At 62.7% G+C, this 26,032-nt stretch carries 19 protein-coding genes; 5 read left to right on the forward strand and 14 right to left on the reverse strand.

All coding sequences use genetic code 11. From position 1 onward, the window contains the following. Position 1 precedes the first annotated feature (1 nt). The 8 genes from nirD to OVA07_RS07465 all read right to left on the reverse strand — a co-directional run bounded on the left by nirD (position 2) and on the right by OVA07_RS07465 (position 10,531). Complete coding sequence (nirD, locus tag OVA07_RS07430) at positions 2 to 343, reverse strand: nitrite reductase small subunit NirD (protein WP_268170824.1); 342 nt, start codon at positions 341 to 343, stop codon at positions 2 to 4. Beyond that, on the reverse strand, positions 343 to 2,841 hold the full coding sequence (gene nirB / locus OVA07_RS07435) for a nitrite reductase large subunit NirB (protein WP_268170825.1): 2,499 nt from the start codon (positions 2,839 to 2,841) through the stop codon (positions 343 to 345). The genes nirD and nirB overlap by 1 nt, the downstream gene beginning before the upstream one ends. Before the next feature lie 221 nt (positions 2,842 to 3,062). Further along, on the reverse strand, positions 3,063 to 4,319 hold the full coding sequence (locus OVA07_RS07440) for an alginate export family protein (RefSeq protein WP_268170826.1): 1,257 nt from the start codon (positions 4,317 to 4,319) through the stop codon (positions 3,063 to 3,065). 80 nt (positions 4,320 to 4,399) lie between these two features. Next, the gene (locus tag OVA07_RS07445; RefSeq protein WP_268170827.1) at positions 4,400 to 6,079 is read right to left on the reverse strand and encodes an ABC transporter ATP-binding protein; all 1,680 of its coding nucleotides are present in this window, start codon (positions 6,077 to 6,079) and stop codon (positions 4,400 to 4,402) included. Between the two features lie 32 nt (positions 6,080 to 6,111). After that, positions 6,112 to 7,122, reverse strand: a complete 1,011-nt coding sequence (locus tag OVA07_RS07450; RefSeq protein WP_268170828.1) for an ABC transporter permease — start codon at positions 7,120 to 7,122, stop codon at positions 6,112 to 6,114. A gap of 16 nt (positions 7,123 to 7,138) precedes the next feature. Beyond that, positions 7,139 to 8,524, reverse strand: coding sequence for a CmpA/NrtA family ABC transporter substrate-binding protein (locus OVA07_RS07455; RefSeq protein ID WP_268170829.1), 1,386 nt, complete (start codon positions 8,522 to 8,524; stop codon positions 7,139 to 7,141). A 214-nt stretch (positions 8,525 to 8,738) separates the two neighbouring features. After that, positions 8,739 to 9,953 carry a CmpA/NrtA family ABC transporter substrate-binding protein gene (locus tag OVA07_RS07460; protein WP_268172644.1) on the reverse strand — a complete coding sequence of 405 codons (1,215 nt, stop codon included), beginning with the start codon at positions 9,951 to 9,953 and terminating at the stop codon, positions 8,739 to 8,741. Beyond that, on the reverse strand, positions 9,953 to 10,531 hold the full coding sequence (locus OVA07_RS07465) for an ANTAR domain-containing response regulator (protein ID WP_268172645.1): 579 nt from the start codon (positions 10,529 to 10,531) through the stop codon (positions 9,953 to 9,955). The genes OVA07_RS07460 and OVA07_RS07465 overlap by 1 nt, the downstream gene beginning before the upstream one ends. 213 nt (positions 10,532 to 10,744) lie before the next feature. Here OVA07_RS07465 and kdgD point away from each other — a divergent pair, with 213 nt between their 5' ends. From kdgD to OVA07_RS07480, 3 genes are read left to right on the forward strand one after another with little or no spacing between them, the layout of a single operon-like run. Next, a complete protein-coding gene (kdgD, locus tag OVA07_RS07470) occupies positions 10,745 to 11,659 on the forward strand; it encodes a 5-dehydro-4-deoxyglucarate dehydratase (protein WP_268170830.1) in 915 nt (304 codons plus the stop codon). 19 nt (positions 11,660 to 11,678) lie between these two features. Continuing rightward, positions 11,679 to 12,569: a LysR family transcriptional regulator gene (locus OVA07_RS07475; RefSeq protein WP_268170831.1), complete on the forward strand. Its 891-nt coding sequence runs from the start codon at positions 11,679 to 11,681 to the stop codon at positions 12,567 to 12,569. Then, positions 12,566 to 14,068: a carboxylesterase/lipase family protein gene (locus OVA07_RS07480; protein ID WP_268170832.1), complete on the forward strand. Its 1,503-nt coding sequence runs from the start codon at positions 12,566 to 12,568 to the stop codon at positions 14,066 to 14,068. Before OVA07_RS07475 ends, OVA07_RS07480 begins: the two co-directional genes overlap by 4 nt. Before the next feature lie 3 nt (positions 14,069 to 14,071). Here OVA07_RS07480 and OVA07_RS07485 read toward each other — a convergent pair whose 3' ends face one another. Together OVA07_RS07485 and OVA07_RS07490 are read right to left on the reverse strand one after the other, a co-directional pair. Continuing rightward, positions 14,072 to 15,898, reverse strand: a complete 1,827-nt coding sequence (locus OVA07_RS07485) for a hypothetical protein (protein ID WP_268170833.1) — start codon at positions 15,896 to 15,898, stop codon at positions 14,072 to 14,074. Beyond that, positions 15,895 to 17,304: an MFS transporter gene (locus OVA07_RS07490; protein WP_326493113.1), complete on the reverse strand. Its 1,410-nt coding sequence runs from the start codon at positions 17,302 to 17,304 to the stop codon at positions 15,895 to 15,897. The genes OVA07_RS07485 and OVA07_RS07490 overlap by 4 nt, the downstream gene beginning before the upstream one ends. Positions 17,305 to 17,558: 254 nt before the next feature. On the opposite strand from OVA07_RS07490, the gene OVA07_RS07495 reads away from it, so the two are divergent. Beyond that, complete coding sequence (locus OVA07_RS07495) at positions 17,559 to 20,348, forward strand: TonB-dependent receptor (protein ID WP_268170834.1); 2,790 nt, start codon at positions 17,559 to 17,561, stop codon at positions 20,346 to 20,348. A gap of 116 nt (positions 20,349 to 20,464) precedes the next feature. Continuing rightward, complete coding sequence (locus tag OVA07_RS07500; protein WP_268170835.1) at positions 20,465 to 21,937, forward strand: aldehyde dehydrogenase (NADP(+)); 1,473 nt, start codon at positions 20,465 to 20,467, stop codon at positions 21,935 to 21,937. A gap of 5 nt (positions 21,938 to 21,942) precedes the next feature. Here OVA07_RS07500 and OVA07_RS07505 read toward each other — a convergent pair whose 3' ends face one another. The 4 genes from OVA07_RS07505 to OVA07_RS07520 are packed head-to-tail and all read right to left on the reverse strand — an operon-like array spanning position 21,943 to position 26,031. After that, positions 21,943 to 22,785, reverse strand: a complete 843-nt coding sequence (locus OVA07_RS07505; RefSeq protein ID WP_268170836.1) for an HAD-IIA family hydrolase — start codon at positions 22,783 to 22,785, stop codon at positions 21,943 to 21,945. Further along, positions 22,782 to 24,254, reverse strand: coding sequence for a biotin carboxyl carrier protein (locus tag OVA07_RS07510; RefSeq protein ID WP_268170837.1), 1,473 nt, complete (start codon positions 24,252 to 24,254; stop codon positions 22,782 to 22,784). Before OVA07_RS07510 ends, OVA07_RS07505 begins: the two co-directional genes overlap by 4 nt. After that, positions 24,251 to 25,588, reverse strand: a complete 1,338-nt coding sequence (locus OVA07_RS07515) for an acetyl-CoA carboxylase biotin carboxylase subunit (RefSeq protein WP_268170838.1) — start codon at positions 25,586 to 25,588, stop codon at positions 24,251 to 24,253. The genes OVA07_RS07510 and OVA07_RS07515 overlap by 4 nt, the downstream gene beginning before the upstream one ends. Next, positions 25,585 to 26,031 (reverse strand): acetyl-CoA carboxylase biotin carboxyl carrier protein, encoded by a 447-nt coding sequence (locus tag OVA07_RS07520; protein ID WP_268170839.1) that lies wholly within the window; start codon positions 26,029 to 26,031, stop codon positions 25,585 to 25,587. Before OVA07_RS07520 ends, OVA07_RS07515 begins: the two co-directional genes overlap by 4 nt. Between the last annotated feature and the right edge of the window lies 1 nt (position 26,032).

The following is a 26,032-nucleotide window of genomic DNA, read 5'->3' on the forward strand; positions in this document are numbered from 1 at the left end:
CTCAGGCCGCCTTCGCGCCCACCACGGCGCTGCGCAGCAGATAGATGCGGCCCGCGTCCACCTTCAGCGGAATGGTCGGCACGCAGCCTTCATCATCGCCCAGCGCCTGCCCGGTCTTCAGCGAGATGTTCCAGTTATGCAGCGGGCAGGCCACCAGGTTGCCGTGGATGATTCCTTGCGAAAGCGGCCCCTGCTTGTGCGGGCACTTGTTGACCAACGCATAGAACTCGTTGGCCTGCGTGCGGAACACGGCCAGTTCCTCGGCCCCCACCACCGGCAGAGTGCGCGCCGTGCCCGGTGCGATCTGGTCAACAGGACCGATATCCAGCCAATCGCCGATCATTATGCATACTCCGTGATCGAAAGGGGGCGCACCTCGGCAAGGTGCTGGTGCAGGTCGGCGTCCTTGCCGGCCACGCGCTCTGCCCAGGGATCGTCCTGACAGAAGGTCTGGGAATAGCGGAACCGCGCGGCCAGCCGCTTCACGCTGTCGGTATCGTCGAACAGCCCGGCTTTCACATGATCCAGCCCCACGCGCTCGATCCACGGCGCGGTGCGTTCCAGATAATGCGCCTGTTCGCGGTAAAGCTGGATGAAGGCCGCACACACGTCCATCGCCTCGGCCTCGGTCGCCACCTTGCACAACAGGTCGGTGGCGCGAACCTTGATCCCGCCATTGCCGCCAACGTGCAGTTCGTAACCGCTGTCGACACAGACCACGCCAAAGTCCTTGATCGTGGCTTCGGCGCAATTGCGCGGGCAGCCCGAAACGGCGATCTTGAACTTGTGGGGCATCCACGATCCCCACGTCATCCGCTCCAGCTTCACGCCAAGGCCGGTCGAATCCTGCGTGCCAAAGCGGCACCATTCGGACCCGACGCAGGTTTTCACCGTGCGCAGGCTCTTGCCATAGGCGTGGCCCGAAACCATGCCCGCCGCGTTCAGATCGGCCCAGACGGCGGGCAGGTCTTCTTTCTTGATGCCAAAGATATCCAGACGCTGGCCGCCGGTCACTTTCACCATCGGCGCGTTGTATTTCTCGACCACATCGGCAATCGCGCGCAGTTCGCGTGGGTTGGTCAGCCCACCCCACATGCGCGGCACCACCGAATAGGTGCCGTCCTTCTGGATATTGGCGTGCATCCGCTCGTTAACGAAACGGCTCTTCTGGTCGTCTTCGTATTCGCCCGGCCATGCACACAGCAGGTAGTAATTCAGCGCGGGGCGGCACGAAGAACAGCCATCGGGCGTGGTCCAGTGCAGTTCCTGCATCACCTGCGGCATGGCCTTCAGGGTCTTTTCCGCAATCAGGCGGCGCACGTCGTCATGGTTGAAGCTGGTGCATTTGCACAGTGTCTTCGGCCCGGATTGCACTTCGCCGCCCAGCGTCAGCGACAGCAGGCTTTCAACCAGCCCGGTGCACGAACCGCAGCTGGCCGATGCCTTGCAGGCCCCGCGCACCGCATCAAGGCTGCATGCGCCGGCCTTGATCGTTTCAACCACTTTGCCTTTGGAAACGCCGTTGCAACCACACACTTCGGCATCGTCCGAAAGGGCGGCAACGGCAGCATTAGGGTCCAGCAGCGCACCCCCTGACGCAAAGGCTTGGCCAAAGATCAGCGCTTCGCGGATATCGGAAACATCCTCGCCCTTCTTCAGCAGGTCGAAATACCAACTGCCATCGGCGGTATCGCCATACAGCACCGCGCCGATCAGGCGGTTGTCCTTCACCACCACGCGCTTGTAGATGCCGCGCGAGGCATCGCGCATCACGATGTCTTCGGCACCGTCCCCGCCCGAAAAGTCACCTGCGGAAAACAGGTCGATTCCCGAAACCTTCAGCTTGGTCGACGTGACCGAACCTTCATAGCCGGTGGGCTGCTGGCAGGCATGATCTGCCAGCGCGCGGCACATGTCCCACAGCGGGGCGACAAGGCCATAGCAAAGCCCGCGGTGCTGCACGCATTCGCCCACCGCCATGATTGCGGGGTCGCTGGTTACCATGTGGTCGTCCACCACGATGCCGCGTTCCACGTCCAGTCCGGCGGATTTTGCCAGCGTGGTGCCGGGGCGGATGCCCACCGCCATGACCACGATGTCGGCCGGAAATTCGCGCCCGTCCTTCAGCTTCACGCCCGCAACATGGCCGTCGCGTCCGATGATCTCGGCGGTATCACCACCGGTCACAATGGTCTGGCCCCGGCGTTCCAGTTCGGTCTTCAGCAGGTAACCGGCCGCTTCGTCCAACTGGCGCTCCATCAGCGTGGGCATAAGGTGAACGACGGTGACCTGCATGCCACGAAGCGAAAGGCCATGCGCTGCCTCCAGCCCCAGCAGGCCACCGCCGATCACCACGGCTGACCCACCCTTTTCGGCTGCGGTCAGCATTTTATCCACATCGTCCAGATCGCGGAACGTCACCACGCCCGCCAGATCCTTGCCCGGAACGGGGATGATGAACGGGTCGGAACCCGTGGCAATCAGCAGCCGGTCATAGGGTTCCACCCGGCCCGACTTCGCAATCACGGTCTGCGTCGCGCGATCGATGGACACCACCGGATCGCCCGAAACCAGTGTGATGGCGTTGTCGGCATACCAGTCGTCACCGTTGATGATGATGTCTTCGAACGCCTTCTCGCCCGCCAGCACTGGCGACAGCATGATGCGGTTGTAGTTCACGCGGGGTTCGGCACCAAAGATCGTCACGTCGAAGCGTGCAGGATCGCGGGCAAGGATTTCCTCTACCGCGCGGCACCCGGCCATGCCGTTGCCGATCACCACCAGTCGTTCCTTCACGGAAACGGTCCGGTCTTTGTCGAGAACTGTCGAAGGGGCGTTCACTCACGTCTTCCTTGCCAGACGCGCAACACAAAAAAGCCGCCCGAACGCATCCCTGTTGGGAAGGTCTGGGCGGCGACGTTGCCACGCGATGTTGATCTGTCCGGCCTTGCGACTCTCCACCCTGCTTTGGGCGGCGCAATGGCCTTCGTTCACTTGGCTAACCGATTCGAGGGCTGCACCGCAAGTATTATTTTGCAGTGCAGCAACCCCCTTTGTCTGTCTCAGAAAGCCACTTCGGCCTGCAGCCACAGCATCTGCCTGTCCACGCCAAAGGTTTTTGCGTTGTAATTCGCATACTTTGCCACCCAGCCGACCTTGCCGGTCTTGAAGCCAAGGCTGGCATCCCATTCGGTGCCATATTTCGCGCCGGTCACATCGCTGTGAAACTCGTGATAGGTGACATTGGCGTTCAGCCCCGGCAGCGCCTTCACTTTGGGCAGGGCCTTGGCCAGCGTGACGTAATAATCTTCAAGCCCGCCCGCAGGCGTCGTCAGGAACAGGTCGGCCCAGCCATTGAACTTGTGCAGCGTGGCCAGCGGCGTCTGGAACGATTTGCCAGCCGCCTTGTCCGCGCCCAGCTTTTCGTAACCGCCGGTCAGGGTAAAGCCTTGATATCCAAGACCCAGTTCGCCCAGAACGTAGTCGGCTTCATAAGTGGTCGGGTTCTGCCCCATGTCCTTTTGGCGGGCATAGCTGGCTAGCACATTCAGCTTCACGCTCTTTGACAGCGGATAGCTGCCGCCAAGCCGCGCGCCGTAGGTTTGTGATGAATTAGCGAAAGCAAAAGCCTCGTCATAATCAAGGATATATGAAAACGCCTTGGCTGTTACCGGGCCAAACTTGGCGGACGCGCCCAGAAACACGAAATCGCCATCCATCGACCGGCGCGGACCGGCTTCGGACCCGAAGATCGAATCCTGCTGGATCGCGTAAGTGCCATCAAGGCTGACCGGGCCAAGCGTCGCTTCGGCGCGCACCGCATCGAACGTCTGTTCGTTCTGACGCCAGCTCACCGATCCGACAAAGCGTTGATCGTCAAGGTTAATCCGCTGGCGACCCAGCGTCAGCGCGAAGGCCTTGGTTTTGTACTGCACCTGCAAGCGGTTCAGGTCGATGCTTTCGGCATCGGGCACCACCGCAAATTGGGTGCGGCGCTGGGGGCTGCCTGCCAGCGCGAAGGGGAAGGCGTTGTACTGCTTGGAAATACCCAGCGTGCCTTCGGCTTCCACCAGAAACGAAAGGTGCGACGGTGCGTGCTTCACCTCGATCCCGGCGCGCAGTCGCGCGGTCAGGGCATCGGCGTCGGTCGTCGGCTGGTCCACGCCCTCATAGCGCAGACGCGCGTCGATGATAGGGTCGATAGTCACACCGTCGGCTACCGCAACCGGATCGCCAAAGGTTTTTCCTGCGGCCTGCGCAGGGTGTGCGAGAGCGATCGGCGACGCGAGCAGCGCCGCCGCCAGAATGCGATTTTTCATGTTTCCCTCCTGATCCCCGTAAGGCCGATCAGGCATCCCCCGATGCCGTTTTGTGTTGTTCAGGTATGTTTAGGTGTCGTTCAGGCCGCTTGCGATTTTGGCCCGTGATCGTACTCAGCCAGAAAGTGCAGAACTTCCTGTCGGTAAGCGTAAAAGCTTGGATGATTTAGCAATTCCTTGCGGTCACGCGGGCGTGGCAGATCCACTTTCAGCACTTTGCCGATGGTCGCATTCGGCCCGTTGGTCATCATCACCACCCGGTCGGCCAGCAGGATCGCCTCGTCCACATCATGCGTCACCATGATCGCGGTCACCTTGGTCCGGTTCCACACTTCGACCAGCACGTCCTGCAAATCCCAGCGCGTCAGGCTGTCCAGCATGCCGAAAGGTTCGTCCAGCAGCAGCAAGCGTGGGCTGAGGGCAAAGGCGCGGGCGATGCCGACGCGCTGACGCATGCCGTTGGACATTTCCGCCGCCATCTTGTCGCGCGCATCGGCAAGGCCCACACGCTCAAGATAGTAATCGACAATTTCCCTGCGTTCCGAACGGGTTGCGTGCGGGTAAACACGCTCAACGCCCAGTGCCACATTCTGTCGCGCGGTCAGCCAGGGCATCAGGCTGGGGGCCTGAAACACCACCGCCTTGTCCGGCCCGGCAATGTCGATTTCGCGGTTATCCAGGATTATGCCACCCTTGCTGATCGCGTTCAGCCCCGCCGCCATGGTCAGCACGGTGGACTTGCCGCAGCCGGAATGGCCGATCAGCGAGATGAATTCGCCCTTGTCCATCAACAGGTTGAAGTCTTCCACCACGGTCAGCGGACCCTTGGGGGTGGGATAGACCTTGTGCAGCTTGAAGAATTCCATGTAGCGCCGCGTCACACCGCCCTTGGCTGCATCGGTATAAGCCTTGGGTGGAGGGGCAAGGTCTAGCGGCGTGACATTGGGCAAGTGCCCGAAATCGCTACCCTTTGCCGCTTTTTCACCGGCCAGACTGCCAAGGTAATTGACGATGCGGGTGCGCAGCGCCTGAAATTCCGGGCTGTCATTCACCGCTTCACGGTCACGCGGGCGGGGCAGGGTTACCGGGAAGATCTGGCCGATCTTTGCCGACGGTGCAGGGGTCAGCACCGCAATACGGTCCGCCAGCAGCAGCGCTTCGTCCACGTCGTTGGTGACAAGGATGATCGTGCGCTTTTCCTCTTCGCGGATGCGGTCAATCTCATCCTGAAGTTTGGCGCGGGTCAGCGCATCCAGTGCCGAAAGTGGTTCATCCAGAAGGAGAATTTCCGGCTCCATGGCCAGCGCACGGGCCACCGAAACACGTTGGCGCATACCGCCCGAAAGCTGACCCGGCTTGCGGTCCATCGCATGGCCAAGACCGACCAACTGCACCTTCTGGCGCACCAGCGCGGCGCGATCTTCGCGGCTGCGGTCCTTGTGGACAGAATCCACCGCCAGCGCCACGTTCTGTTCCACCGTCAGCCACGGAAACAGCGAATAGGACTGGAACACCAGACCACGATCCTTGTCCGGCCCGTCAATCGCCTTGCCGCGCAGCAGGATTTCGCCGGCGTCAGGCTCAACCAGCCCGGCAATGGACGAAATCAGCGTGGTTTTGCCCGCGCCGGAAAAGCCGAGGATGGCGATAAATTCACCTTCTTCAACGTCAAGGTCGATGCCGCCCAGCACCTGCGTCACGCCGCCAGCCTTGCCGGTATAGCTTTTCTGGACGTTCTTGAGCGAAAGGATCGTGGCCATTTTTCGCGCCTTTCTCAGACGGTTCGTTTGGTTCAGACGGTGCGGTTGCGGCTGACGAAGGCCTGCATGGCCATCATCACACGGTCCAGACCGAAGCCGATCAGGCCGATCACCACCACGGCAACCATGATGCGGGCCAGTGACTTTTCCGAACCGTTCTGGAATTCATCCCACACGAATTTGCCAAGGCCGGGGTTCTGCGCGAGCATTTCGGCGGCAATCAGCACCATCCAGCCGGTGCCCAGCGACAGGCGCATGCCCGTAAAGATGTAGGGTAACGACGAAGGCAGGACGAGCCGGGTCAGCTTGGCAAACCAGCCAAGGCGCAGCACGCGTCCCACCGCGATCAGATCCTTGTCGATGCTGGCGGTGCCGATGGCGGTGTTGATAAGCGTGGGCCACAGCGAACAGAGCATGACGACCACGGCTGACACGACAAAGCTTTTCGCCAGCGTGGGATCATCGCTGGTCATCGAAGCCGAGACAACCATGGTGACAATGGGGAGCCATGCCAACGGGCTGATCGGGCGCATCACCTGCACCAGCGGGTTGATAGCCGCGTTCACCCGCTTGGACATGCCCGCGACAAGGCCCAGCGGCACGGCGAACAGCGTGGCGAGAAGGAAGCCCGCCGCCACCGTGAACAGCGATGTGCCGATCTGATCGATGAAAGTGGGCGGGCCGCTGTAGGAATAGCCCGCCGCAACCGCCTCAGCCGCAGAAACGCGGGCCGCAGCGTTTTCTTCCATCAGGCCGGTGAACGCCGCCCACACATCGCCCGGTCCCGGCAGCGCCCCCAGCGAGGTTTGCACCAGAGGCGCCAGCAGCGCCCAAAGGCCAAGGAATGCGCCGATGCCGACAAGTGGAGGCCAAGCGGCCTCGGCAGCGGAGCGCATGTCCGGCAGCTTCAGGCCAAAAGGCAATTTGGGAGCGGTTGGCACGGAAGATGTTTCCTTGGCGATGGGGAGGAGAGGCGCGCTCTCCTCCTTGTCCTTTGGTTTGACGGCCAGGAATTCATCCTTGCGGAGCGGAACGGCGTTCATGGGTTATGTCCTTGGCTTACTTGACGCCGGCCGGGGTCACGGTCTGGCCTTGCTTGAGGCCGATTGTGAACTTGGCGAGATAGGCGTTGGGCTGCTTGCCATTGAAGGTAAGGCCGTCGATGAAGCCCGACTGTTCAGGTTTGTAGCCATCGGTCTGCGGGATCACATCCTTCGGAATAACACCCTTTTCGGCCAGCTCGGTGGCAGCGGCAAGATAGAGGTCGGGGCGATAGACGGCCTTGGCGGTGTCGAAATACCACTGGTCGGGCTTGTCTGCCGGGATTTGGCCCCAGCGACGCATCTGGGTGAGCGTCCACACCGCATCGGAATAGAACGGATAGCCCGCGTGCTGGTTGAAGAACACGTTGAAATCCGGAGCGTCGCGAGTGTCGCCTGCTGCAAAGGTGAACTTGCCGGTCATGCTGGCGGCAAGCACATCGGCGTCGGCACCGACATATTGCGACATCGACAGAATCTTGACCGCTTCGGCGCGGTTCTTGCCACCGTCGGCATCAAGCCATTGCTGGGCCTTGATGATCGCGCGCAGCAGCGCCTTGACCGTCTTCGGATTCTTGGTGGCAAATTCTTCGGTCAGGCCCAGAACCTTTTCGGGATTGCCCTTGAAGATTTCCTCGTCGGTGATGATCGGCACGCCGATCTTCTTTTTAACGGCGGCCTGGTTCCACGGTTCACCCACGGAATAGCCGTCGATCGTGCCAGCTTCGAGGGTTGAGGGCATCTGCGGCGGCGGGGTGACCGAAATCTGCACCTGCGCCGACGTGGTGCCTGCGGTATCGCCGGGCAGATAGAAGCCGGGGTTGATGCCGCCTGCGGCCAACCAGTAGCGCAATTCGTAGTTGTGCGGGCTGAACGGGAAAACCATGCCGAACTTCAGCGACTTGCCCTGCAGCGCGGCAGCCGAAACCGGGTGCTGCACTTTGCCATCGGCGCCCTTGGGCAGGCCGGGCGCGATTTCGCCCCAGACCTTGTTCGATACGGTAATAGCATTGCCGTTGAGATCGAGGCTGATGGGGGCAATCAGTTTGGCCTTTGCACCGATGCCGGCTGCTGCGGCGATGGGCTGGCCTGCCAGCATGTGCGCGCCATCAAGCTGGCCGCCAACCACGCCATCGAGCAGCACTTTCCAGTTGGCCTGCGGTTCGAGTGTGACAGTCAGACCTTCTTCGCGGAAAAAGCCCTTTTCCTGCGCGATGGCCAGTGGTGCCATGTCGGTCAGCTTGATGAAGCCAAGCTTGAGGACCGGCTTTTCGAGGCCATTGGCAGAAGCTGCAGGCTTTTCCGGCGCATCAGCGCTTTGGCCGCAACCTGCCACTGCAATGCCTGCCAGAAACGCTGCGATCATACCGCGCCGGTTGAATGCGAAACCCCGAAATCCGTCCATCTTACCACCCCTCAAGCGGTGCGCGAACAACACGAAAAAGCCGCCCGAACGCATCCCGAAAAGGGAGGTCTGGGCGGCGACGTTGCCACGCAATGAAACTGCTGCGTCGGGAAGCGGTTTGTCCGCCCGACCTTGGGCAGCGCTTCATCGACAAGACGCAAGCTATGTGATTCGGGGCGGATTCGGCAAGCGATTTTTGCGGTGCAGCAGAATTTTATTCGTTGGCCTGGCTTTGGATGTAGTCCGACAGGTGAACAGGATCGAACGTGGCACCGTCAAAGAAACTGTTGTTTTCCAGCGTTATAATGCCCTGCTGCATGCTGACGGAGGTTGGCCCGGCAAGGCTGCCTTCGACCTTTGAACTGGCACCGGGAAGCGGTTCTGCAGTGCCCAGCAATGCGCTGCGGTATACATCCGGGCGGAAAACGCGGGCGGCATGGGCCGCTTCGGATGGGTCAAAGCCCACACCATCCCATCGGACCATCTGCGAATAGAGCCATTCAGCCTGACTGACCCAGGGGAAGTTGGCCGCTTCGCGGTACTGGAACATGAAGTCGGGATATTTCACCGTATCGCCGCCCCGAACCAACAGCAGCCGGTCAGAAATGGCATGGTGAATCAGCCGGGCCGACCCGTCAATATATTCAGGCCGGGCAAGAATGGCGGCGTTCACTTCCCAGTTTTCGGGATCGACAAAGTGGCGGCCCGCCTTGACCAGTGCGCGGATCAGGCCTTCCATCTGCTCGCGCCGATCTTCCAGCACGGACTGGCGCATGGCCAGCACCTTTTCCACGCCGCGCCGCCAGACCTGCGCGGTAACCAGCACGATACGGCCCGCGCCACGTTCCACGGCCACGCTGTTCCATGGTTCGCCAACGCAGATGCCGTCAACCTCACCTGCGTCCAATGCATCGGCGCAGAACGGCGGCGGGACGGTGGTGATTTCAACGTCGCGGTCAGGCCGGATGCCGCAACCGGCCAGCCAGTAGCGCAGCATGTAGTTGTGGCTGGAAAAGCGGTGCACCACGCCAAAACGCAGCGGGTTTCCGGCAGCTTTACGTTGTGCCGCAACGCGGGCCAGTGCCGCGCCAACCTGCACCGGATCGCCCAGTGCGCCTGAGGGACAGACCTGATCGGCCAGATCACGGCGAAGAGTAATGGCGTTGCCGTTCAGCCCCAGCACGAAGGGCACCGACAGCGGCACCGCAGGCCGCCCCCGGCCCAGCGTGGTCGCGATGGCCAGCGGGGCAACCATGTGGGCGGCGTCGCTGTGGCCATAGAGCAGCCGGTCGAGCACCGTCGCCCAGCTCATGTCGCGGACCAGCCGCAGCGAAATGCCTTCTTCTTCGGCAAAGCCGTGTTCGCGCGCCAGGATTGGCAGGCAGGCATCGACCAGAGGCAGGAAGCCGACAGTCAGTTCCATCGAGATCAGCTTCCTCCCATCAGCTTGTGCGCGGTGACGACAGCTTCGGCAATGTCGCCAATGCGCTTGCCCTGATTCATTGCCGCCTTGCGCAGTTCTGTATAAGCCTGTGGTTCGGTCAAGCCCCGGCTGTCCATCAGGATGCGCTTGGCCTTGTCGATGGTATCACGTTCAGCCAGCTTGCCTTTGGCTTCAGCCAGATCGGATTGCAGCCGGGAAAAGGCGTTGAAGCGCTTGACCGCAAGATCAAGGATGGGGCGGATGCGGTGCGGGGCAAGGCCATCGACCACATAGGATGAAACGCCGGCATCGATGGATGCGGCGATGGCGTCTTCATCGCTTTCATCCACGAACATGGCGATGGGGCGAGCCAGAACCCGGCTGACGGCGAAGTATTCTTCCAGAACGTCGCGCGAAGGGTTGCCAAGGTCCATCAGCACGATGTCTGGCTCAATCTCGCCAATTCGGGCCACCAGACCCCGGCGTTCGGTCACCACAAAGATATCGCAGTCGTCCATCGCCGCAAGCCCTTCATGGATCACGGCGGCGCGGCTGGCACTTTCATCGACAATGGCGATGCGCATGGCGCGCTTGTGCGCTGCAACATTGCCGGATGCAACAGGGAACTGGGGAATTGATGGCATTTGCGCGGCACTTTGCGGTTGATCTAGCCAATCCCTGCATCAGTCCATCGCGGGTTTGGTTTGGACCGCGCGGGGCCGAACAACTAAGTCCGGAGCAAGCAAAACCTGCGCATCGGCGCAGTTTGAGAGGAGCTTGCAATGGACCCCGTAGCAATGGCACGCCGGCTCGGCGAAGGGCTGCTGTCATTTCCCGTCACCCCGTTTTCTGCCGATGGGAGCATCGATCTTGGGGCCTTTCAGGATCACTGCACATGGATGCTGAACCATGAACTGACCGGCCTGTTCGCCGCAGGCGGCACCGGCGAATTCTTTTCGCTGACGCCCGATGAAGTGGTGGATGTGGTGCGCGCTGCGGTGGAAGTGCGCAAGGATGGTGTGCCGGTGATCGCAGGTTGCGGGTATGGCACGGCCATTGCCACTGGCATTGCGCGCGGCGCTGAAAAGGCGGGCGCGGATGGCGTGCTGCTGCTGCCGCCTTATCTGGTGGGATCTAAGCAGGAAGGCCTTGCCGCGCATATCGACGCGGTGTGCCAGTCCACCGGCCTTGGCGTGATTGTCTATAACCGCGACAACGCCATTCTGGACGACGAAACGCTGGCCCGCCTGTGTGATCGCAATGCCAATCTTGTCGGCTTCAAGGACGGCGTGGGCGACATTGAGCTGATGCAGCGCATCTATACCCGCATGGGTGACCGGCTGACTTATATCGGCGGCCTGCCCACGGCGGAAACATATGCCACGCCGTATCTGACCATGGGTGTGACGACGTATTCATCGGCCATCTTCAACTTCATGCCGGAATGGGCGCTGGCGTTCTACAAAGCTGTGCGCGCGGGCGATCATGCCCATGTGCAGGCACAGCTGCGCGATTTCGTGCTGCCCTATATCGCCCTGCGCAATCGCGGGCGCGGCTATGCGGTGTCGATCGTCAAGGCCGGATGCCGGGTGATCGGGCGCGATCCGGGGCCGGTGCGCTCGCCCCTGACCGATCTGAGCGCTGCCGAGCAGGACGAACTGCGCGTGCTGATCGCCAAGGTGGACAGCAAGGCCCTCGTCGGAGCGGCCTGATTGGCCTAGGCTCTGCGCCATGTTTGAACTGAGCCAGCTTCGCTGTTTCGTGGCCGCGGCCGAAGAACTCCACTTCGGCCGCGCTGCCCGGCGTCTGAACATGACGCAATCCCCGCTGAGCCGGCAAATTCAATTGCTTGAGCGGATTCTGGACGTGACCTTGCTGGAACGCACCAGCCGCAATGTGGCGCTGACGCCTGCGGGGCGGGTGTTCCTTATCGAGGCGCGGCGCATCGTCCGGCTGGCTGAAAATGCCGCGCTTTCCGCCCGGCGCGTGGCCAAGGGCGATGCAGGCAAGGTGTCGGTCGGGTTTACCGCGGTTTCAGGGTATTCGCTGGTGCCACGCATCGTGGCAACTGCCCGCACCGCGTTGCCGAACATCGAACTTGAACTGCATGAAATGGTGTCGAGCGACCAGACGGAGGCCCTGCTGACGGGGATGGTGGACCTTGCCTTCATGCGCCCACCCATCGTGCGCAGCGAATTTGACACCGCGCTGGTGCGCAGTGAACCGCTGGTCGTCGCCCTGCCCGAAGGCGACCCGCGCGAGGCCAAGGACGAGCTTTCGATGGCCGATCTCGAAGGGCATCCGATGGTGATGTATTCGCGGCAGGGAGCGGGCTATTTCCATGATATGCTGATGCGCTTTTTCGATGACGCAGCGATCAGCCCGCAGGTCTTGCAACACGTCACGCAAATTCATTCGATGCTGGGATTGGTGCGGGCAGGCGTGGCGGCGGCCATCGTGCCAGAATCTGCGGCTGACCTGCATCCTGATGCCGTGCAGTTCCGGCGGCTGGCGACAAAGCCTGAAAAGCCGGTGGAACTGTTCATGGCGTGGAAGCGCGAAAACGCCAATCCTGCGTTGGATGCGGTGCGCAAGCTGTGCCTTCAGGTGCTGGGCGGGTGACGCAAGGCGCCGATCCTGTTGCCCGGACGCGCCATGGGCGGGTGCGGGGGTATCGGGAAAGCGGCGTTCTGGTGTTTCGCGGGGTGCGCTATGGTGCGGATACGCGCGCCACGCGCTTTGCCCGCGCAAATGTGCCGCAGGCCTGGGCCGACATCGCGCCTGCGCATGATTATGCCGCCGCAGCGCCGCAGACCCATGCGGAAGAACCGATCAGCGAAGACTGCCTGTTCCTGAACGTATGGACCCCGGCGCTGGATGCCGGGGCAAGGCCTGTGATGGTCTATCTGCACGGCGGCGCACACGCCCATGGGTCTGGTTCCGATCCGCTGTATGATGGCGGCAATCTGGTGCGGCGGGGCGATGTGGTGGTGGTCACGCTGAACCACCGGCTGGCGGGCTTCGGTTATGGCTATTTCGCCAATCTGGGCGGGCCTGAGGAATCCGGCAATGTCGGCAACCTCGATATTTGCGCGGGCCTGGAATGGGTGCGCGACAACATTGCCGGGTTCGGGGGTGATCCACGTCGGGTAATGATCTTTGGCCAGTCGGGCGGCGGGGCCAAAGTGGTGACGCTCATGGCGATGGAAGCGGCGCGACCTCTATTCCATTCCGCCGCAACGATGAGCGGGCAGCACGTCACCGCCATCGGTCCGATGAACGCCACCCGCCGCGCTGCTGCGTGGATGAAGGCGGCGGGGGCAGATGATTTTGCCACCTTCCGCGCATTGCCGATGGAACGGCTGGTCGAAGCGATGGCCGCGCGTGACCCGATTGAGGCGAAGGGCGCAATCAGCTTTGCCTCGACGCTGGATCATCGGGTGCTGAAACGCCATCCGTTCTTCCCCGATGCCCCGGCAGGGGCGGCGGATATTCCGCTGATTATCGGCAATACCCACGACGAAACCGGATACTGGCTGGCGTCCACGCTGAAGGCGGACGACACCACATGGGACAATCTGGAAGCGCGCGTGGGCCAGCAGATCGTCAAGGATGCCGATCCGCAATGGCTGGTGGCGCGCTACCGCGAACTTTACCCTGAACGCACGCCGGGCCAGCTTCTGCTGGCGATTTCAACTGCCGCGCGCTCATGGCCGGGGCATCTGGTGCAGGCGGAAGCGCGCGCGGCGCTGGGCACGGCAGACGCGCCGGGGCCGACATGGATGTATCAGCTTGATTTCCCCTCACCCGAAGCAGGCGGGGTGCTGGGTGCGTTTCACACGCTGGATATCGGGCTGGTCTTTGCCAACACGCATCTGCCACAGGCCCGCACTGGCAATACGCTGGAAGCGGCGCGGCTGGCCGGGCAGATGGCCGATGCCTTTATCCGGCTGGCGCGCGATGGTGATCCCAATGGCGGCGACTTGCCGCACTGGCCGCGTTTCACGCTGGATCGGCGCGACACGATGATCTTTGACCTCCAAGTGCGGGTGGAGCGCGATCCGCGCGGGTCGGAGCGCAAGCTGCTCGCGCCGATTCCTTATATCAAACCGGGTGGGTGATATTCACCGCTTCCACGGCAGCGACAGGCAGGGCCGGTTGGCATAGCGGGTCATCGCCAGCGTCAGGTCCGCGCCGCAACCGGGGGAAAGGGTGACGGCAAAGCTGCGCGCAGCCACATCACGCCGCACGCTGCCCTGCATCACCGCATCGATCCGATGTTCGCCAAAGGCGCCGCCTTGCACCACCACGTCGCGCGGGGCGGTGCCCAGATTGACCAGCGTGACGCGGGTTTCCCGGTCGGTCATGCCGTGGACCAGCGCGGCCACATCTTCGGGTATTCCGGCGCGGCGGCGGGCAGGATCGAAATAGCGCAAGCGGCAATGCAGCGGCACGCCACCTTGCGGCGGGCTGGTGCGCGACCATGTTGGACGGGCGATATGCAGGCCGCCGGTCATGGTCTGGACCAAAGCCTTGGCGCTGGCGGGGTTGAAGTCCAGCGTCCAGTCGGCCAGCCGGGTTTCGGGCGTTGAAGTATCGGCGCGATAGGCCGCAACGCGCGCGTTCAGCCGTTGGCGGTCGGCGCTCAACACCTCTTCGGCATAGCCGGGATTGCGGCCTTCGATAAATGCGATCCACGGATCGTCACCGGCAATCTCGCGGTCTTGCGGGTCTTGCGTGGCATACCAGATTTCAAAGGCACTGGTGCGGTATGGCCCGGCCTTCCAGCCGTGCCAGCCATCCGGGCCATACATTGTGGGCGCAGACAGCGCACCATCGACCATGCAGGCGGCATTGTTAATGCGCTGGGTCTGCCGCCGCCACAGGTGCATGTATTCCATATCACCACTGAGCAGCAGGGCGTTGTAGAACGCGGTGATCGAACGCGGCACGCGGTTGCGGTGTTCGCGCGCTCCGGTTTGCGGGACCACGGGGGAAAAATTCCAGCCATAAGTGCCGCCCCACCAATCGGGCGCGGCCTTGCCGTCCAGCCCGACCTTGCTGGGCAGGATATCGCCATTGGCGCGGGCGCGACTGGCCCATGCATCGAAGTAGTCCAGCGCCCATTGCCGGAACCTGTCCCCCAGCCCCAGCGCATAGGCATTCAGCCCCAGCGTGGTTGCCTGAAGGTTCAGCGGGTTGTCGCCCACGACGTCGGTATATTCGGCATAATGGGCAAGAAACTGCGCGTAATCGTCCTCACCATGTTCAAGGTGGAAGCGGCTGGCGTCGAACGGATCGCCTGCCCAGTCGAGCGGCGTTGCCGTGCGCAGCAACGGGCCGCGACTGCCGTTCATCAGGCTGCGAATCACCCGCGCCTTCGGGTCATAATTACCCACCGAACGGTCGCGCCCGGTATAGAGATCGGCAAACATGCGGGTGCGCAGGGCAAGGCGCGGATCATCAGGCGCACTCAGGCCCATCACGTTGAAGGTGGAAAGCCCTTCGGCGTTATGCTGCCAGTCCATCTGCGCCGGAAAATCGCGGTGATACATGCCGCGTCGGGCCACCGGCACGTCGCGGGTGCGGGCGCGGCCATACTGGCGCAAGTGTCCTTCCCAAAAGCGTTGCGATAGCGTGAGCAACCGGTCCGATGCACCCAGCGCGTGCAGTAGCACCCAGTCGTTGGTGAATTCCGCCGCATCGTCCGGCCCATCGTTCGCGCCCCAGCGGACAAAGCATTCCAGCGCGTCGTTCTTGTCGACGTAGCGCTGGTAATAGTCCTCGCACGCGGCGGTATGGGCGGCCAGCAGGTCGCGCTGCATCGTTGCCCAGCGCGGGGCGGCCATCGGCGTATCCAGATGGAACGGCGCAGGCGCCGCGCGGGCTATCGCTGGCAGCGCGGCCAACGATACCAGCCCTGTCAGGACGGTGCGGCGGTCAGCGCTCATGCGGGCAGTTCCAGACGGCGCAGCGGGCCGACGATCATGGTATAGGCAACGATGGTCAGCAGGCAGTGCAGCCCGACAAAGCCCAGTGCCAGATCGAACGATCCGGTGGCGGCGACGATGTAACCGACCACGATCGGCGTCACGATCCCGGCGCAATTGCCGAACATGTTGAATACGCCGCCCGAGAGGCCTGCAAGCTGGCGCGGGGCCACGTCGGCCATCACCGCCCAGCCCAGCGATGCCACGCCCTTGCCAAAAAAGGCCAGCGACATCAGCAGGATGACCAGCCATTCCTGTTCTGCCCAGACGCAGGCGATAATCAGCGTGGCCAGCGCCATGCCCAGCACCAGCGGCACCTTGCGCGCACGGTCGACATTGCCGGTGCGGGCCAGAATGCGGTCGGAAATGACCCCGCCAGCAAGCCCGCCGATGAAGCCGCATATCGCCGGGACGGCAGCAGCAAGACCCGCTTCCAGAATATTCAGCCCGCGCTCCTTGACCAGATAGATCGGGAACCATGTGACGAAGAAATAGGTCAGCACATTGATGCAATACTGGCCAAGATAGATGCCCAGCATCATCCGGCTGGTCAGCAGCAGGCGGACATTGGCCCAGTTGAAGGTGGGGGCAGGGGCCGCGCCGCTGGCGGCTTGTTCCATGTTTACCTGCCCGCCGCCTTCGCGGATCAGGTCCAGCTCGGCCTTGTTGATGGCGGGGTGCCGGTCCGGCCCGTGGATGAAGAGCTTGAACACCAGCGCGGCGATAAGGCCCAGCACGCCCATCACCCAGAACACCGCGCGCCAGTGGAAGGTGTGGACCAGCCAGCCCATCAGCGGGGCAAAGGCTACCAGCGAGAAATACTGCGCCGAATTGAAAATGGCTGATGCGGTGCCGCGTTCGCGCGCCGGAAACCATGCCGCCACCAGCCGGGCATTGCCGGGGAACGATGGCGCTTCGGCAAGGCCAACCAGAAAGCGCATGACAAACAGCGTGGACACTGCGGCCAGCCCCGGAATCCAGCCGACAAAGCCCTGAACCGCCGTGCAGGCCGACCAGATGACGATGGCCGCGATATAGATGCGCTTGGTGCCGAACCGGTCGAGCAGCGCACCGCCAGGAATCTGCGCCAGCGCATAGGCCCATGCGAAAGCCGACAGGATAAAGCCTGTTTGCACCGCGCTGAGGCCCAGTTCTGCCGATGCCGCCTCTCCGGCAATCGAAAACGTTGCACGATCGGCATAGTTGAGCGTGGTTATAAGAAAGATCAGCGCAATGATGCGATAGCGGACGCGGGTTGGCCGCAGGTCTTGTTCCACAGGCATCATCATCTCCGTCGTGCGCTCTTTGCGGCCCCGCGTCCCTTGGCGCACCGGGTGTTCGCGGGCCTTGCCAACACTGGTAGCCAAGTCGGAAAATGCGGTCCAAGTCCAATTGCGCAGCGATCAAGCTAAATCATGGCTGGATCGGTGCCTGCGTACCGTTACGGCAACTTGTAGGCATCCGCGCAACGATCACCGGTCGATCAGTGCAAGGCGCGCAATGATTCATGCGCGATTGAGGTTGGCTTTTGGGCAGGGACGAGGGTTATCGAAAGGGCGCTCCGGCGAAATACGACCGGGAAAGATTTGGCCCTTAGCGGCCAAGTATGAGGGGATGCGAAATGGCACTATTCAACGTGCGCGCCGTTCGGGCCGCGCTTGCTTGCAGTTCGGCGCTGGCCACCATTGTTGCGGTTCCAGCCTTTGCGCAGGATTCGGCAGACGCGGTCGATGCGCAAGGCGCGGGCGAACAGGCGATCATCGTCACCGGTTTTCGTGAGAGCCTTTCCAGCGCGCTGGGTCTGAAGCGCAAGGAAACGTCGGCGATTGACGCGATCAAGGCTGAAGACATTGCCGAATTTCCCGACCTGAACCTTGCCGAATCGCTGCAGCGCATTCCCGGCGTGGCGATCAGCCGTGTGAACGGAGAAGGCCGCAATATCTCGGTGCGCGGCCTTGGCCCTGAATATACCCGTGTCCGCATCAACGGCATGGAAGCCATCGGCACCACCGGCGGCACGGACAATTCGGGCGGCGTGAACCGTGGTCGCGGTTTCGACTTCAACATCTTCTCGTCAGACCTGTTCAACAGCCTTGCCGTGCGCAAAACCGCTTCAGCCGATGTCGAGGAAGGTTCGCTGGGCGCGACGGTTGACCTGAACATCGCCCGCCCGTTCGATTTCCGCAAACCCACGGTTAGCGTGTCGGTGCAAGGCAGCTATAACGATCTCGCTCGCAAGACCACGCCGCGCATCTCCACGCTGGCGACGACCACCAACGATGCCGGCACCTTTGGCGTGCTGATGTCGATTTCGTATGAAGAACGCCGGATCAAGGAAGAGGGCGCGAACATCACGCGCTGGACCTATGGCGGGTTCAACGGTGGCTTCAATGCGGCGTCCACCCTTTCGGGCAAGACCATCGCCCAGATCAACGATGCCAATCCCGATACCGCGCTGTTCCACCCGCGCATTCCGGGTCTTGTGTCCTACGACATCAACCAGAAGCGCCTTGGCGCGGCGGTTTCGGTGCAGATGCGCCCGATGGAAACCACGCTGCTGTCCATCGACGGCCTTTATTCGCGGCTGGATGGCACCCGCAGCGAAGCCCAGCTTCAGGCGATCAGTTTCTCGCGTTCGGGCACGGGCAAGCCGCAGACGATCATCCGCAACGGTGTGGTTGATGCCAACAACAACATCATCAGCGGTGAATTTGACAACGTCGATCTGCGTTCGCAGTCGCGCTTCGACAAGCTGGTGACAGACTTTTACGAAGTGACCGGCAATCTGGAGCAGGAACTGGGCGAGAGCCTGAAGTTCACCGGGCTGGTCGGCTATTCCAAATCGGCGTTCAAGAACCCGATCCAGACCACAGTGACGATCGACTCGATCAATTCACAGGATTTCAAATACGACTTCTCCAGCCGCTTCCCGGCGATCATTCCGGGCTTTGACGTAACGTCGCCTGCGGGCTTTGCCCACGTCAACGGCACATCCGAAGTCCGCATCCGCCCGCAGACCGTGGACAACACCTTCACCACCGCCAAGGGCGCGCTGGAATGGAAGGCCAGCAATCTGTTCACGCTGAAGGCCGGGGTTGATTGGCGCAAGTTCACCTACAATTCCACCGAACGCCGCCGTCTGTTGGGCGAAACCCGGGTAAACACGCTGACCGCAGCTCAGCTTGCCGCTGCCACTACGCTGTTTTCGGGCTTCGGGCGCGGGCTTGATCTGCCCACCGGCACACCCAACGCATGGGTCGTGCCCAACCTTGATTACTTCGTGTCCAACCTCGGCACTTATACCGATCCGCTTTACCAGACCGGCGGCGTTGAAAATGCCACGGCGCGCGGGTCGTTCATCACGGTGACCGAAAAGGATCTGGGCGCGTGGGGTATGGTCGCGTTCAACCTGGAAGATGCCGGCCTGCCGCTGCGCGGTGACGCCGGGGTGCGCTATGTCAACACGCGCCAGATTTCGACCGGCTATGCGAGCCAGGGTACGGCAGTGAATCTGGTATCGTCCAACCGCAGCTATAATCGCTGGCTGCCTTCGGCCAACCTTGTCTATGATGTGACGCCCGATCTGCTGGTGCGTTTCGCAGCAGCCAAGACCATGGCGCGCGCAGGCATCGCGTCGATCACGCCGGGCGGCAACCTGAACGTATCGGGCGGCAACCGCAGCTTCAGTTCGGGCAACCCGGACCTGAAGCCGACCGAATCCACCAACCTTGATTTCGCGGTGGAATGGTATCCGGCCAAGGGCGCGATCTATTCCGTCGCGCTGTTCCAGAAAGACATCGGTACGTTCGTCCAGACACTGGCCGTCACCGCGCCCTATTCTTCGCTAGGCCTGCCCGATTCCCTGCTCACCGGCACCACCGCCAGCCCGACGGATGATTTCATCGTCAGCCGCCCGGTCAATTCCAGCGGGGGCAAGCTCAAGGGCTTTGAAGTGAACATGCAGCAGCCCTTCACTTTCCTGCCGGGTGTGCTCAAGAACTTCGGCGTGCTGGCCAACTACACCTACGTCCAGTCGGATATCGAATATCTCACCTCGGCCAACGGTGCGTCCACGGTCACCGCGCCGCTGCTCGGCCTGTCCAAGAACGCCGCGAACCTGACGCTTTACTATGAAGACGCCAAGTTCTCGGTCCGTGGCTCGCTGGCCTATCGTTCGAATTATCTGACCGCTGTGCCCGGCACCGAAGGCAACGCCTATAACGGCACCAACAGCACGACCAACTTCGACGCGCAGATGTCTTATGCCATCACCGACAATATCAAGGTGAGCGTTGAGGCGATCAACCTGCTCGACACCAAGAACGACCAGTTCGTGGACGAAACCAACCGTCTGAACGTGCTGACCCACAGCGGTCGCCAGTTCAACGTCGGGGCCAAGTTCACCTTCTGAACAACGACCTACTCCCTTGCCCGGTTCGCCACCCTTGAGCGGACCGGGCACTTTTTTGCCCGCTGGCCCATGGGTCTTTGCAGGCTTTGCACCGCCAACGTCCGAGGATTTTCGCCATGACCGCATTCCGTTCCGTGATCGCCGCAACGGGTGAGGCCCATGGCGATGAACTGCCGGTCCATGGACCGGCCGATGTTGCCGCCGCCTGCGCGCTGGCCGAAGCGGCGTTTGATACGTTCCGCAGCGCCGACTACGAAGTCCGCGCCCGCCTGCTGGAAGGGATCGCGGACGAAATTCTGGGCATTGGCGATGTGCTGATCGAAACTGCCATGGCCGAAAGCGGGCTGCCGCGTGGCCGTCTTGAAGGTGAACGGGGCCGCACCATGGGCCAGCTTCGTCTGTTTGCCAATGTGGTGCGGCGGGGTGACTGGTTGCAGGTGCGGATCGATCCTGCTCTGCCCGACCGCCAGCCCGCGCCCCGGCCCGATCTGCGCTTGCGGATGATCCCGCTGGGACCGGTGGCGGTGTTCGGCGCATCCAACTTTCCGCTCGCCTTTTCTACTGCCGGCGGCGACACCGCATCGGCGTTGGCCGCAGGCTGCCCGGTGGTGGTCAAAGGCCATCCTGCCCACCCGCTGACAGGTGCGCTGGTGGCGCAGGCGGTGGCGCGCGCCGTGGCGCAGGCGGGCCTGCCGGAAGGCGTGTTCCAGCATCTTGTCGGCCCGTCGCACGAATTGGGTGAGGCTTTGGTGCGCGATCCGCGCATCGCGGCGGTTGGCTTTACCGGGTCGCGCAGTGGCGGGCTGGCGCTGGCTCGCATCGCGCAAGGCAGGCCCGTGCCAATCCCGGTCTATGCCGAAATGTCCAGCATCAACCCGGTGCTGCTGCTGCCCGAAGCCCTGAAGGCGCGCGGGGCGGACATCGGTGCGCAATTTGCCCAGTCGCTCACCATGGGGGCTGGGCAGTTCTGCACCAATCCCGGCCTTGTTCTGGCCGTGGCAGGCGAAGGGCTGGACGCATTCGTTGCCGCCGCATCGGGTGCGGTTTCGACCGCTCCGGCACAAGTGATGCTGACTGGCGGCATCCGCAATGCCTATACGCAAGGCACTGCGGCGCTTGCCGAAAACGCTGCTGTTGAAACGCTGGCCACTGGCCCTGCCGATCAAGGGCTTGCGGGTGCTGCGCTGTTCCGCACGACGGCGACGCAGTTCCTGGCCGATCAGGCTTTGGGGCATGAGGTTTTCGGCGCGGCGTCGGTCATCGTGGTCTGTGCTGACGAAGCGGAGATGCGCGCGGTTTTACAAGGGCTTGAAGGGCAGTTGACCGCAACCTTGCAGATCGATCCGGCGGACGAAACGGCGGCCCGGCGTCTGCTGCCGGTGCTGGAACGCAAGGTGGGGCGCATTCTTGTCAACGGCTGGCCCACAGGGGTCGAAGTGTGCGAGGCGATGGTGCATGGCGGGCCTTATCCCGCCACGTCGGATGGGCGCACCACGTCGGTCGGCACCATGGCGATCGACCGTTTCCTGCGCCCGGTCTGCTATCAGAATTTCCCCGCCGCACTGCTGCCGCAAGAGCTGAAATCCTGAGTGACCTAAAGAGCCTCTAACAGCACCTGAAGATCGCTTAACAGCACTGACGGCCGGTCGCGCGGGGGCAGATCGGCCTCTGAACCCATGATGCCGGTGGCAAGTCCGATGGACATGGCGCCAGCGGCGTTTGCCATGCGCATTTCCAGTGCAGGATCATCGCCCACCACCACCACTTGGGCAGATGCCGACTTGGGCAGACCCATGATGGTCAGCGCGGTGTCGAACGCTTCTGCCGATGGCTTGCCCAGAATGCGCGGGCGTTTGCGGGTCATCGCGGTGAGCATGGCGTTGATGGGAAAGCTGGCTCCTATGGCCCGCCCATTCTCGGTGGCAAAGAACGGTACGTTGCTGGCCGTGACCAGCCGTGCGCCGTTCCACAACGAATGGCAGGCGGCTTCCAGCGCGGCAAAATCAAATTCGCGGAACCATCCGGTATAGACCGCTTCCACCCCTTCGGCCGCCTCTGCCGGGCCGACTACGTCCAGTCCTGCGTCCGCCAGTGGCGCAGCGCATCCGGCGTTGCCCAGGACGCGCACTTTGCCGATACCCTTTTTGGATAGCCAGATCGCGGTGGAGGATGATGGGGTCAGCATCTGCCCGTCTTCCACCGGGAAGCCTGCATTGCGCAGCGATGCGGCATAGGCGGCGGGCGGTTTGGCGCTGCCGTTGGTGAACACGACATAGGGCGTGCCTGTTGCCTTCAGCGCTTCCAGCGTGGCGATGGCGTGGGGCAGGGCGCGGTGGCCGCCGCTTTTGGCATCGCCCAGCGCGATGGTGCCATCCATGTCGAAGATGAAACCGGCGGCGTCTTTCAACCGTGCTTTGAAGTCAGGCGATAGTGTCAAAGCGATGCTCCGGCATGAAGGGCGAGGCGGAAGCCATTGCGTTCCACCACGATGTCGCGGGCCTGTGGCCGTGCGGCCAGTTGGCGTAGCAACGACAAGATGGGCGCGGCTTCGGGCGTGTATGTGGCGCGCGAAGGCCCTGAGGCCAGCATGGCGTCCACCTGTTCGCCCGGCATGACCGCGCGCAGCAGGAATTCCTCGTCTGGCAGATGGCTGCCGAACTGGCGGCGCAGGTCGGCAAGGGCGGGGAACATGGGTTCGTTTTCCAGTTCGCGCGCGCGGGGCCGGTCCATGATCGTGGCCAGCACGGCCCTGTCCACGGGCGATGTGGGTTTGCCGAATTTGCCCATGCAGTAACGGATCACCTGATCGGACACCTGGGCATAGCGGCGTTCGCCAATCACGTTGAACAGCGCCTGCGTCATGACCATCTGCGGAAACGGCGTGACCATGATGGGATAGCCAAGATCGGCGCGCACCTGCCCGGTTTCGGCAATCACCGCGCCCATACGGTCGGCCAGTCCCAGTTCGTCCAACTGGCGGGCGATGGTGGTCATCACCCCGCCCGCGATCTGGTGGCGCAGGAAGCTGGCATCGAAGTTCTGCGGCTGTCCTGCGGGCAGACCTTCTGCAGCTGCGACCTTTTTCCAATAGGTGGTCAGCCGCCGCAGCGCGGGCTTGTCGATCCCCACGGAAAAGCCGGCCTCTTCCAGATTGGCGACCATGCGGTTAGCTTCGGGCAGGGATGATCCATCGCCACCGGGGCCGACGCCGACGTGAATGGCCGATATGCCAAGCTTCGCCGCTTCAAGGCTGGTCAACATGCCTTGGCCGACGGTGGTGTGGGCGTGGATTTCCAGCGGGCGGTTGCCGATGGCGGCCTTTACCGCCGGGGCCAGTGTGCGCACGCGGTCCACCGACAGCAGGCCCGCCGGGTCTTTGATATAGAACAGGTCGATGTCCGGGCTTTGCCCCACGGCACGGGCAAAATCGGCATAGAACTGGTCGGTGTGGATTTCCGACAGGGTGAACGTCAGCGCGGCCATGACTTCGGCGCTGCCTTCCTGCTTCACCAGCTTTGCCGCCTCGATCACGGCGGGCACTTCATGCATGGGGTCCAACAGGACAAAGCGGCCCACGCCATTGGCCTGAAGCGCGCGATAGACCAGCCGCATGAATTCGGGGTCTGCCTGCTGCCACGCGATGAAGCGCAGGCCGGTGGTGATGAACTGCAACGGCGTGGTGGGCATGGCCGCATGCATCCTGCGCAGCCGTTCCCACGGGTCGTTCTGGAAATAGCGCACGGCAACCGCCATGTGGCTGGATGAGGTGAAGTCTATGGCGCGAAAGCCGCAAGCCTCGGTCAGCGCGGCGGCTTGCAGCATGTGCGCGGTGTTGAGGCCGGTGGCGCCCCACAGGCTTTGGTTGCCATCGCGCATGGTCACATCGACGAGGCGGATTTCGGTCATAGCGCAAGCCCTGTGAGAAAGCCGGTATCAACGCCGCCCGCGATAAAGCGCGGATCGGCCATGATGCGGCGGTGGAGCGGGGCGGTGGTGGGCAGGCCTTCGATGGTCAGCGATTTCAGCGCTTGCGCCATGCGGGACAGTGCCTGTTCGCGGCTGGCCCCGTGGACGATCAGCTTGCCCATCAGCGAATCGTAGAACGGCGGCACTTCGCCCCCTGCGGCAATGTGGGTGTCCACCCGCACGCCAGCGCCCGCAGGCCATGCGGCACGGGTGACCACGCCGGGGCAGGGGCGGAAATCGGCGTCGGGGTCTTCGGCGTTGATGCGCACTTCGATGGCGTGCCCACTGGGGCGCACCATCGCCTGCGTCAGACCCAGCGGTTTGCCCGATGCGACCAGCAATTGCTGTTCCACCAGATCGACCCCGGTGATCGCTTCGGTGACAGGGTGTTCCACCTGAATGCGGGCGTTGAGTTCGAGGAAGTAGAACGAGAAATCATCGGCATCGACCAGAAATTCCGCCGTTCCCGCACCGCGATAGCCGAGATGACGGGCCAGCGTGACGGCAGCCTGTTCGATTCCCGCGCGCGCCGTTTCGGGCATAGCCGGGGCGGGAGCTTCTTCGACCAGTTTCTGGAAGCGGCGCTGGATGGAGCAATCGCGCGTGCCAAGGTGGATGGCGCTGTTGCCGTCGCCCAGAAGCTGCACTTCGACATGACGTCCGCGCGCCACGAAGCGTTCGACATAGACCGCGCCGTTGCCAAATGCAGCCTGCGCTTCGGCCTGCGCCATATCCAATGCGATGTCGAGATCTTCGGCATGATCCACCCGGCGCATGCCCTTGCCGCCGCCACCCGCCACGGCTTTCAGCAGCAGGGGATAACCGGTTTGCGCAGCGCGGGCATGGACGGCATCGCGCGTTGCAGCTTCACCGCCGGGCAGAACGGGCAGGCCCGCCTCCACCGCGAGGCGGCGGGCGGCCAATTTGTCGCCCATGCCTTCAAGCGTGGCGATGTCCGGGCCGACGAAGCGCATTCCGGCCTGTGCCACCGCGCTGGCAAATCCAGCGTTTTCAGACAGGAAGCCATAGCCGGGGTGGACCGCATCGCACCCGGCCTGAACCGCTGCTGCCACGACCCGTTCGATCACCAGATAGCCTTGCGACGATGGAGCGGGGCCGACGATGGCCACGTGATCTGCCAGCTTTGCAGGCACCGAATGCGCATCGGCCTCGGACGCGCCCAATACGGTTTCGATGCCCATGGCTTTGGCCGTGCGGATGACGCGCAGGGCAATTTCGCCGCGATTGGCGATGAACAGGCGGCGGATGGTCATGCCAGCCGCACCAGCGCTTCGCCCTTGGCAACCAACGTGCCATTGGCGCTAAGGATTTCGGCCACAGTGCCGCTGCGCGCCGCATGGACCGGATTCATCAGCTTCATCGTTTCGACAATGCCGATCACGGTTTCCGGTCCCACTTCATCGCCCACTTTGACAAACGGCGGCGCACCGGGTTGCGGCGCGTGATAGAACGTGCCGGGCAAAGGGGAGCAGATGGCATCTGGGTTTGCGGCAGTGGTCTGGACTTCGACAGCGGCTTGCGCGGTGTTGCCCGCCCACTGCCACTCCTGCGTTACCCCAGTTGCATCGGCATCGGTTTTTGCCACGCGCAGGCGGAAGCGGCGAGTGGACAGGTCGATTTCGCGGTAACCCGATTGTTCGAGGATGGCCGCGATTTCGGCAATGTCTTCGTGGGTGAGCGGCAGGTCGTCTTGCATG

This window comes from Novosphingobium sp. SL115, assembly GCF_026672515.1.
In the GTDB taxonomy this organism is placed as follows: Bacteria; Pseudomonadota; Alphaproteobacteria; order Sphingomonadales; family Sphingomonadaceae; genus Novosphingobium.

Excerpts from the sequence above, each read along its gene's own strand:
- OVA07_RS07520 (WP_268170839.1), bottom strand. The coding sequence starts at position 26,031 with ATGCAAGACGACCTGCCGCTCACCCACGAAGACATTGCCGAAATCGCG.
- OVA07_RS07500 (WP_268170835.1), top strand. The coding sequence starts at position 20,465 with ATGACCGCATTCCGTTCCGTGATCGCCGCAACGGGTGAGGCCCATGGC.
- OVA07_RS07495 (WP_268170834.1), top strand. The coding sequence starts at position 17,559 with ATGGCACTATTCAACGTGCGCGCCGTTCGGGCCGCGCTTGCTTGCAGT.
- nirD (WP_268170824.1), bottom strand. The coding sequence starts at position 343 with ATGATCGGCGATTGGCTGGATATCGGTCCTGTTGACCAGATCGCACCG.
- OVA07_RS07455 (WP_268170829.1), bottom strand. The coding sequence starts at position 8,524 with ATGGACGGATTTCGGGGTTTCGCATTCAACCGGCGCGGTATGATCGCA.
- OVA07_RS07510 (WP_268170837.1), bottom strand. The coding sequence starts at position 24,254 with ATGACCGAAATCCGCCTCGTCGATGTGACCATGCGCGATGGCAACCAA.
- OVA07_RS07440 (WP_268170826.1), bottom strand. The coding sequence starts at position 4,319 with ATGAAAAATCGCATTCTGGCGGCGGCGCTGCTCGCGTCGCCGATCGCT.
- OVA07_RS07445 (WP_268170827.1), bottom strand. The coding sequence starts at position 6,079 with ATGGCCACGATCCTTTCGCTCAAGAACGTCCAGAAAAGCTATACCGGC.
- OVA07_RS07475 (WP_268170831.1), top strand. The coding sequence starts at position 11,679 with ATGTTTGAACTGAGCCAGCTTCGCTGTTTCGTGGCCGCGGCCGAAGAA.
- OVA07_RS07465 (WP_268172645.1), bottom strand. The coding sequence starts at position 10,531 with ATGCGCATCGCCATTGTCGATGAAAGTGCCAGCCGCGCCGCCGTGATC.
- kdgD (WP_268170830.1), top strand. The coding sequence starts at position 10,745 with ATGGCACGCCGGCTCGGCGAAGGGCTGCTGTCATTTCCCGTCACCCCG.
- OVA07_RS07515 (WP_268170838.1), bottom strand. The coding sequence starts at position 25,588 with ATGACCATCCGCCGCCTGTTCATCGCCAATCGCGGCGAAATTGCCCTG.
- OVA07_RS07485 (WP_268170833.1), bottom strand. The coding sequence starts at position 15,898 with ATGAGCGCTGACCGCCGCACCGTCCTGACAGGGCTGGTATCGTTGGCC.
- OVA07_RS07450 (WP_268170828.1), bottom strand. The coding sequence starts at position 7,122 with ATGAACGCCGTTCCGCTCCGCAAGGATGAATTCCTGGCCGTCAAACCA.